The following is a 653-nucleotide window of genomic DNA, read 5'->3' on the forward strand; positions in this document are numbered from 1 at the left end:
ACCATGAAACGATGGCGGGAAGTTGTGTGGGTGCTCGGCGAGTGACGGCCGAGCAGGGTCAGAACTCCACTTTTTGCAATAGGTTCCCTGCCTGAAAGTGCGAAACACCCATGGTTGCGTTCGCGCTCGATCGCTGGCAGCGCCCGGAGGTCATGGCCGTCGAGATACATGATGTCGAAGGCGACGAAGGCCACGCCAGCTTTCCCTCCACCCAGTCTTCATCGCCCGGGCCGCGGCAGCTCGACTATGCGCGCGAACGGCCGCGAGAAGCTTGCCCAGCGAAAGATAGCGTTGATCGTCGGGGCGTGAGAACCATTCCGATGAAACGCGCCGATCCGATGGCCGCGCGAAATATCGACCTTATATCCCGGCAGGTGGCTGTAGGTGGGCGCTTGGGTAGCTAAGGCTGACACCCCATTCCCGATGGAGGTCGGGGGCAGCAGGTCGGGACGATGTCTGCAAGTAGTTGGTGGAGCACTCGGAGGATAGGCAAAAGCCTGCAGCGACCCTCGTTTTCACCGCCCTGTTTAAAAGCATGGCGTTGCCCGTATTAGAGAAAAACCCGCCATCCGTGAGGCTGCAGTCCGTTCGCTAGCCGTTCTTGAAGACAATGTGGGCAACGGCGCCTTTGTCCGCTTTGATCGCAGCATGGC

1 protein-coding gene is annotated in these 653 nt (G+C 59.9%); it reads right to left on the bottom strand.

What is annotated here, in order from left to right:
- Positions 1–194 (bottom strand): hypothetical protein (locus ACXJ7R_RS35560; protein WP_457155864.1); only part of this gene is annotated, 194 nt, incomplete at its 3' end.
- Positions 195–653 lie beyond the last annotated feature (459 nt).

The organism is Mesorhizobium sp. P5_C1, from assembly GCF_054049815.1.